Origin of the sequence: Variovorax boronicumulans NBRC 103145 (genome assembly GCF_001591345.1) — a bacterium.
In the GTDB taxonomy this organism is placed as follows: Bacteria; Pseudomonadota; Gammaproteobacteria; order Burkholderiales; family Burkholderiaceae_C; genus Variovorax; species Variovorax boronicumulans.
Genome location: NZ_BCUS01000277.1, coordinates 1 through 856, shown reverse-complemented (window position 1 = coordinate 856; position 856 = coordinate 1). Strand labels below are relative to the sequence as shown.

Below are 856 nucleotides of genomic sequence, written 5' to 3'. Positions count from 1 at the left end.
CAGCAGCCTGTCGACCTCCACGTCGTCTGGTTTGAGCACTGCCACCAGCGGTATCTCCAGCCTGTCGACTGGCTTGAGCACGACAAACAGCAATGTGAGCAGCCTGTCGACCTCGACGTCGTCCGGCCTGAGCACGGCGACGAGCAACATCGACAGCCTTTCGACGTCTACGTCCTCTGGTTTGAGCACCGCGACCAGTGGTATCTCCAGCCTGTCGACCGGCCTGAGCACGACGAACAGCAACGTCAGCAGCCTCTCGACCTCGACCTCGTCGGGTCTGAGCACCGCCACCAGCGGCATCTCCAGCCTGTCCACTGGGTTGAGCACGACGAACAGCAACGTCGGCAGCCTCTCGACCTCCACGTCGTCGGGTTTGAGCACGGCGAACAGCAGCATTAGCAGCTTGTCGACGTCGACATCGTCCGGCCTGAGCACGGCCACGAGCAGCATCGACAGCCTGTCGACGGGCTTGAGCACGGCGACCAGTGGCTTCTCGAGCCTGTCCACCGGCCTGAGCACCACCAACAGCAACCTGGACAGCTTGTCGACGTCCACGTCGAGCGGCTTGAGCACGGCCACCAGCGGTATCTCCAGCCTGTCCACGGGTCTGAGCACCACGAACAGCAACGTCGGCAGCTTGTCGACCTCGACTTCGTCTGGCTTGAGCACGACGAACAGCCGTATCGACAGCCTGTCGACGTCCACGTCGTCGGGCTTGAGTACGGCGACCAGTGGCATCGATAGCCTGTCTACTGGCCTGAGCACGACGAACAGCAACGTCAGCAGCCTGTCGACGTCGACATCGTCTGGCTTGAGCACGGCGACAAGCAGCATCGACAGTCTTTCGACTTCGACC

1 protein-coding gene is annotated in these 856 nt (G+C 62.3%); it reads right to left on the bottom strand.

Annotated elements, in window-relative coordinates:
* Window positions 1–834: hypothetical protein (locus VBO01S_RS33440; RefSeq protein WP_303621493.1), on the bottom strand; the 834-nt coding region annotated here is incomplete at its 3' end.
* Window positions 835–856: the final 22 nt, after the last annotated feature.